This window comes from Candidatus Thermoplasmatota archaeon (genome assembly GCA_035541015.1).
GTDB lineage: Archaea > Thermoplasmatota > SW-10-69-26 > JACQPN01 > JAIVGT01 > DATLFM01.
Map to the genome: position 1 here is coordinate 1 of DATLFM010000021.1, position 7,441 is coordinate 7,441.

Consider the following 7,441-nt stretch of genomic DNA (forward strand, 5'->3'; position numbering starts at 1 on the left):
CCGGCGCGCCGGCGCTTGCGATCGCCGTCTGCGACAACCGCCGCCCCGGCGAAGCGCCCGGGGCGCTTGGCGTCGCCGTCCGCGTCGAGCCGGGCGCACCCGCGGCTCCGCCGCTTCCGCCGCTGCCTTCGCAAGACGTGCTCTCCCGCCTCGGGGAGCTGGGTCCGGTTGCGCCGCTGGCCGGCCTCGCCGGCGCCTTGCCGCCCCCGGCGCACGCGATCGCCTTCGGTCGCTGGGTCGCGCTGCGCGCGGCGGCCCACGACGGCGTGCCGCAGGGGGTCTTCGTTTCGAGCCAGCAATACGGCCAGACGCTTGCCGAAAGGCTGCGCCTGGAAGGCCAAGCCTGCGCCGCGTGTGGACGCGTCGTCTTCCCGAAGCGGCTCTCGTGCCCCTCCTGCGGGGGCGACTTGACGTCGCGGGCCCTCTCGCGCCAGGCGACCGTGTACGCCGTGACGTCGATCGGCCGGGGAAGCGCCCCCAGCGAATTTGCGGAGCAGCAGGCCGTGACGGGCGCCTACGACGTTGCCGTCGTCGAGTTCCCCGAGGGGCCGCGGGTGGCCGCCCAATTGACGGACGTCGAGCCGGGCACGACGAGGATCGGCGCGCGCGTCGCCCTCGAAACCCGCCTTCTGTACACGCAGCTTGGCGAACCCCGATACGGCTTCAAGGCCATCCCCGTCCGCGCGCCGGATTCATGAACTCAGGGGGCCCTGGGCGACGCGGGCACGCGAAAGCTTTAGACCCTCCCGTCCCCTGGCCCTCGCGGAGGCGTTTGCTTGCAAAGGCTTACGGTCGTCGCCGTCGCCCTTCTTCTTGGCGCGGGGCTTGCAGGATGCATCGGCTCGCCGGAGATTCCCCTTGAGTCCGCCTCGCTTCCTGCCCTTGACCTCGCCGTCGTTCCCGTCGGATTCCTCAACTACCACGTCGCAGCGACGTTCATCGAGGACCTGCAGGACCTACAGGCGACCTTCCCGCGTCTCGTGGACGCTTTCGAGATCGGCCGCTCGGTGTTGGGACGCCCCATCCACGTGGCCATCGTCACGAACCAGGATCTGCGTGCCGAGCCGCGCCCCGTCGCCTTCATCGACGGCTGCCACCACGGGAACGAGATCCAAGGCTGCGAGGCGCCCCTGTTCGTCGCGCGGTTCCTCGCCGAGAACTACGCCACGAACGCCACCGTGCGATGGATCCTCGACAGCTTCGAGGTGCACGTGGTGCCCACGGTGAACCCCGACGGGCGCGATCTCATGACGCGCGTCAACGCCAACGGCGTCAACCTGAACCGCAACTATCCCACCGACCACGGCAACCCGCTCGGCTTGAGCTACCCGATCGGCGCGCCCGTCTCGCAGCACACCTGGCGCCTGCCCGCGCCCTGGGTCCCCGAGCCCGTAGCCGGCCAGATCCCGCCCCAGGTTCCCTTCCAGCGACCCGTGCGGCCCAGCGAGAACGGCGGCTTTGCGCCGCTCGATCAGCCGGAGACGCGCGCGGTCAACAATTGGCTCATGCTGCACGCGGATCGTCTTGCGTTCTACCTGACGTTCCACACGAGCACGCACAGCATCGTCGTGCCGTGGGCCGCCTTCAGCAAGCCGCGCGAGATCCCCGCCGAGCACAACGCGGTGTTCGACGACCTCCTCTCCTGGGTGAACGCGCACACGACCTACAAGGGCGGGCGCATCGGCTGGGGCGACAACAGCGGCAACCTCTCCTACGCCGCGTCGGGCTCCAGCATGGACTGGGCCTACCAGCGCTACGTCGTCCCGAGCCTCACCTTCGAGACGTTCGTGCCCGTCTCCGTGCGCGACCAGTGGCCAAGCGACGTGAACTTCTGGGGCGCAAGCTCGCTCGTGTTCACGCTCAAGATGCTCCTGAACACGGACCTCCTTGGCAAGTGGAAGCTCCCGGAGCGCGAGTTCCCCTATCCGGAGGACTGGATCGGCGTCCACTTCCACCCGCAGGGCGTCGGCAAGAGCCCCGCCGACGCGGACGGACGCGTCGAAGCCGAGCTTTAGCCAGAGCCCCGAACGCATAGGAAAGCCACAAGAAGCTTCAAGAGCGGCGAGGGTGAGTCCAGCCCCATGCGCGGGAGGTTCGCCGTCCTTTCCGGACTGGCCCTTGTGTTGGCAGGCTGCATCGGGAGCGTACCGGTTGCTACGGACGAGGGCGAGGACGGCCTCGCTCCCGCGGTGACCCTTCCGGGGGCGGTCACCATCCATCGGGGGACCGTGGAGGTCACGGGCGACTCCCTGGCCGCGCTTGCGTCCTCGATCCCGTCGGTCCTTGCCCGCTCGACCGGCCACGACGGCGCCGAGCCCACGCTTGGCGTGCTCGACGACGGCACCATCTTCTTCATCGCGTTCGAGAACGTGCTCCGCTCGCGCGACCACGGCGAGACCTGGGAGGACGTGACCCCGTACCCCGTCGTCCGCGCGCCCGTGCTCAACCGCGGCGTGCCGCCCACGCTCGATCCCTTCCTGCACGTCGACCGCCTCACGAACCGCGTGTTCGTAAACCAGCTCACGGTGGCCTGCAGCTACATGTCCATCAGCGACAACGGCGGCGACACGTGGATCGTAAACCCCGTCGCCTGCGGGCGCCCGGGCATCGACCACCAAAAGGTGGGAACGGCCGCGCCGCACGCGGGCTCCTTTGCCCAACCGGTCTCGGCGGCCTACCCGAACCTCGTATACTTCGCGTACAACGATCTCGCGAACCTCGGCGGAAGCAGCGTGAGCATCAGCTTGGACGGCGGCCTCACCTTCCCCGTCACGCGCGAGACCGTGCCGAGCAACGAGCCCTTCTCCTGCTCCGGCGGCCTCCACGGCAACGTGCGCGCCTCCGTCACCGGCACGCTATACATCCCCAAGCGCTCCTGCTTTGGCATGATCGCCGCCACGAGCTACAACTCTGGCTTCACGTGGACGCAGCAGCTCGTCGGCGGGGACGTGGGCTCCACGAAGTGCCGCAAGAACCCCGACATCGGCACCGACACGGAGGGCCACGCCTACGCCGTCTGGCCTGCGGCCGACGAAGAGCTGTACCTTGCGCGAAGCGTCACGGACGGGCGCCAGTGGAGTTCGTCGACCAAGCTCTCGCCCCCGCAGATCGAAGTCGCCACCATGCCCGTGATCGCCGCCGGCAGCCCCGGCCGCATCGCCGTGGCCTACTACGGCATCGAGCGCGACCAGACCGAGGACGCGCCGCCCGACCGCGTGTCGGAATCCGGCCGGTGGCACCTCTACCTCACCACGAGCCAAAACGCGCTCGACGACGAGCCCACGTTTGTCACCGTGCGCGTGACGCCCGAGGACGACCCCATCCAGATCGGGCCCATCAGCACGAACTCCGGATGCGGCAACCCGCCCGGATCGCGCAACCTGCTCGACTTCATCGACATCGTCCTCGACAAGGACGGCCGCGCCCACGTCGCGTACGCCGACGGCTGCACGGAAGGATGCGCGGGGAACCCCGAGGCCACGATGGCCAACAGCCGCTCGCGCCTGGGCATGCTGGCGCTCGTGGCCGCCGGCCCGTCCCTCTACGCGGACCTCGGCGAGCTTCCCGCGCTTCCGGGCCTCCCCTGAGGCGGAAGACTGCACGACGACCGCGCGCTCGACCGCCTCCTGCGCTACGAGCTCGACACGCTCCACGCCGGGCTCGTCACGCAGCGGCGCCCCCTCGCCGACCTCCTTCGCGAGGAGCGCCCCACGGCGCCGGCTCGCAGCGGCGAGCACGCCTTCGACGCGGCAGAGCTTTGCGCGCTTGCCGCGCGCGCGCCCCCCGACCTCCCCCGCGTGCTTCGCCTGCCCATCCAAGTCTACCTCGACACGGAGGCGCCCGACTCGGCCAACGTCATGGAGGAGCCCGCCGCGCGCATGCTCGAAGCCCTCGGCGTGCGCGCGGGCGAGCCCGACCGCGCGGGCAGGCGCTGGTTTGGCCGCGCGCTTGCGATCGACCTTCGCCGACGATGGCCGACGACCGTGCAGTTCGTGTACGTGTGACGGCGGGGGGACGAATCCCCCCGCACCCCCTTTTTTTGCTCCCTGCGGCGCCTCCGGCGCCGCAAACGACTTACGACGCGAGTGCCTCCTGCCGCCTGCATGGAGATCGGCCTCGTGGGCAAGCCCAACGTGGGCAAGAGCACGCTTTTCTCCGCCCTCACGAAGGCGCCGGCCGAGATCGGGGACTACCCGTTCACGACGATCAAGCCCAACCGCGGCGTGGCCTACGTGCGCACCCCGTGCCCCCACGTGGCCTTCGGCAAGCCCTGCAACCCACGGAACGCGCCCTGCCGCAACGGGACGCGCCTCGTGCCCGTCGAGATCCTCGACGTGGCCGGTCTTGTGCCCAAGGCGCACGAGGGCCGCGGCCTTGGCAACAAGTTCCTCGACGACCTGCGCCAAGCCACGTGCCTGCTCCACGTCGTCGACGCTGCGGGCGCCACGGACGAGGAAGGCCGTCCCGTGCCCGCGGGCTCGCACGACCCCGCTACCGACGTGGCGTTCCTCGAGGAGGAGATCGCGTTCTGGATCGAAGGCATCCTCGCCAAGGATTGGGAGGCCATGAAGCGACGCTTCTCCGACCCGCACCAGAAGCCCGAGAAGATCCTCGCGGAGCGGCTCACGTTCTTTGGCGTGCAGGAGAAGCACGTGAAGCACGTCGTCGAGAAGGTCGGGCTCGACGCCGGAAAGCTCGCGCGGGAAGTGCGCGCGATGACAAAGCCCATCCTCGTCGTCGCCAACAAGGCCGACAAGGCGGCACCCGAGCTCGTCGAGAGCCTGCGCGCGCGGTTCGGGTCGATCCCGGCAAGCGCGGACGCCGAGCTTGCGCTGCGCAAGGCCGCCGATGCCGGCGTCGTCGACTACGAGCCAGGCGCGCCCGACTTCTCGATCAAGGACGAGGGCAAGCTCAATCCTCGCCAGAAGCAGGCGCTCGAGTTCATCCGCGCAAACGTGCTGGCCAAGCACGGCGGCACGGGCGTGCAGCCCGCGCTCGAGAAGGCCGTGTACGACCTCCTCGGGCTCATCCCCGTCTTCCCCGTCGAGGACGAGACGCACTGGACCGACGGGCAGGGACGCGTGCTTCCCGACGCGCACCTCCTCAAGAAAGGGTCCACGGCAAAGGACCTCGCGTTCAAGGTCCACACGGACCTCGGCGAGCACTTCGTGCGCGCCATCGACGCGAAGACCAAGCGCGTGGTGGGAGCCGACCACGAGCTCCGCGCGGGTGACGTGATCCGGATCGTGTCGGCGAAGTGACAGCCCCGCTCGGCCCCGGCGGCGACCACGCATCGAACGGACGTTGTCCAACCCGCCGCGCCGCGAAACTTCGGCCGGCCGGGCTTTACCAAGATTCCGACAACAATCTATTTGAAGCCACAACCTGGCTCAATGCGCCTTCATGGCCAAAGGACCCATCTGCCATCCTGCCTTCTGGCTTTGGCTGCTCGCGTTTTTACCCGCCGCGGCAGGCGCCCCACTTCTGGCCGTGGACGCGCACGTCGAGGACGGTCACGCGGGCGTGGCCTTTGCTGCATCCCATGGTCTTCAGGCGTCGCTCGACCAAGATCTGCCCCCCCTTCCGTCCGTGCCCGAGAAGGAGATCGCTGTTGAATCCCCAGCCTCCGAGGCAGCTGTGGGCGCAATCGAAGCGGAGGTCGACGCAGGGGAGATGGCCGCCGAGCGGCTAGAGGGCACGGCGGAGGCCTTCGCCGCGGTCCCGAGGCTCCCCACGTGCCGCGATCTTGCCCGCGCCCTCGACTGGGGGGATCATGGATGCGCCAGCGGACACGTGAACTCCTACGACGGTACCGTGGGTTGGATCTGCGGATCCAGCAAGTGCCCATTCATCACGTGTCCGCCGGGCGGACCCTGTACGCTCCGAGTCGAGTATGGGCAAGTCTTGGCGGGCTTCGTGGGCGTTGCGACAAGTGTAGCGAAAACGGTGCCCGGCACGTTCGTGACCGTGGGCGGCGCCGCGCACCGGTTCGAATCCATCGAAGTCGCGACGCCCGCGATCCGCGTCGGGTCGCTTCCCACCGCGCGCGCCTCGACCTCCGACCTCCCGCTTCCCGAGGTTCCCCGTGGCGTGCACGTGGGCCACGCCGTGGACGATCCCTTCGATGCCGCGGCGGCCTCGACGTTCGACGCCGATCCTGCCACCGTTTGGCGCCACGAAACCCCCGCATCCGTGACTCGGCCCCCATCCTTGTCCTCCCACGCACTTGGGTCGAACGCAGCGCCGACGGACATTGCGCCTCCGGCCCATGCCGCGACGCAAGAAGCGAGAGACGTATCCGCGCTTGCCCAGAGAGCAGGCCCGCCATCCTACCTGAGCCCGATCTCCAGCGTGGGCCCCCTTGCAGCCGCTGCCACGCTTGCGGCGGCGATCGTGCTTGCCCTGTACCACCGCATCCAAGCTTCGCGCGTGCTCGACCACCACGCGCGAGCCGCCATCCACCGCGCGCTCTCCGAACGCGGAAGCGTGGTGGCAAGCCGCCTTGCGCGGGAGCTTGGCGTCAATCGCACGACCATCGTCTTCCACTTGCGTACCATGGAGCGGGAAGGACTGGTGCGCTCCGCGCGGCATGGCCGAACCGTTCTGTGGACTCGCGTGGGCGAAGCCGTTCGAACGCAAGCTGTGTTGGCGCCTGCGGCGCGCGGCATTTTGGACGCCGTGCAACGCAACCCGGGCAAGACGGGCACCGAGTACGCGCGTCTCCTCGACATGCGCCAAGGTCACGTCGTCTACCACCTCGAACGACTCGTAGCGGCCGGGCACGTCCAACAGAAGCGTGAGGGTCGAAGCCGCCGGTTCTGGGCCTAAAAAAGAAGGCCGTCTTGCATGAAAGCGCGCGCGAGGATCATCAAGGAACGGCGGACACGACTTATTCCCCGGCCCGAAGTCCAATTCGTGGTGATTCCCACGAAATGGACACATGGAATCTTGGCGTGCGTGTTGATCGTGTCGGCGCTTCCGGCAGCCTCGGCGATTCCGGGTCAACCGCCGAGAAGGATCGACGAACAGCCTCCCGCGATGCCCTGTTTGATCGACCTCAGCGACACGTCGTATTGCGGGCCGGGCAGCGGATTCCCGCGCCCGCGCAACGACCCCGATGCCTCGTGGTGCGATCACGGCCTTCAAGTCTACGTCGAAGACGTCGGGGAATGGACGCTCGTCGAGCAGGGCCCGGACCCGCTGCCGTGCTGGCGCGTGGCGGTCCTTGCGCCCGACGGAATGCTCGTAGTGCAGGTGGATGGCGTCGCGAGTTTGTCGATCCCGTGAGCGGCCGACGGTTCGTCGAGGCGGCGGGGCCTTCCGGTCCTGCCGCTTCCGCTTTTTTTCCGGATGCTAAGATGCGCCCCACTGTTTCCTTTTTAATGGCGTGGTCGCGTCGAAGCGATCATCAAAATTGCGCGCAGTCAGCTTATGGGGTCGG

Annotated in this window: 7 protein-coding genes; all 7 read left to right on the plus strand. The window is 68.7% G+C overall.

Translation table 11 applies throughout. The features are described from left to right. Positions 1-698, plus strand: a 698-nt coding sequence (locus VM681_01960; GenBank protein HVL86765.1) for an OB-fold domain-containing protein, incomplete at its 5' end; no start/stop codon positions are given. Positions 699-776: 78 nt separating this feature from the next. Next, positions 777-2,015: a M14 family zinc carboxypeptidase gene (locus VM681_01965; protein ID HVL86766.1), complete on the plus strand. Its 1,239-nt coding sequence runs from the start codon at positions 777-779 to the stop codon at positions 2,013-2,015. Positions 2,016-2,081: 66 nt separating this feature from the next. Continuing rightward, on the plus strand, positions 2,082-3,587 hold the full coding sequence (locus VM681_01970; GenBank protein HVL86767.1) for a sialidase family protein: 1,506 nt from the start codon (positions 2,082-2,084) through the stop codon (positions 3,585-3,587). Between the two features lie 39 nt (positions 3,588-3,626). Next, the gene (locus VM681_01975; protein ID HVL86768.1) at positions 3,627-4,004 is read left to right on the plus strand and encodes a DUF61 family protein; all 378 of its coding nucleotides are present in this window, start codon (positions 3,627-3,629) and stop codon (positions 4,002-4,004) included. A 99-nt stretch (positions 4,005-4,103) separates the two neighbouring features. Further along, the gene (locus VM681_01980; GenBank protein HVL86769.1) at positions 4,104-5,261 is read left to right on the plus strand and encodes a redox-regulated ATPase YchF; all 1,158 of its coding nucleotides are present in this window, start codon (positions 4,104-4,106) and stop codon (positions 5,259-5,261) included. A gap of 142 nt (positions 5,262-5,403) precedes the next feature. After that, positions 5,404-6,828: a helix-turn-helix domain-containing protein gene (locus tag VM681_01985; protein HVL86770.1), complete on the plus strand. Its 1,425-nt coding sequence runs from the start codon at positions 5,404-5,406 to the stop codon at positions 6,826-6,828. A gap of 18 nt (positions 6,829-6,846) precedes the next feature. Next, on the plus strand, positions 6,847-7,287 hold the full coding sequence (locus VM681_01990; protein ID HVL86771.1) for a hypothetical protein: 441 nt from the start codon (positions 6,847-6,849) through the stop codon (positions 7,285-7,287). Positions 7,288-7,441 lie beyond the last annotated feature (154 nt).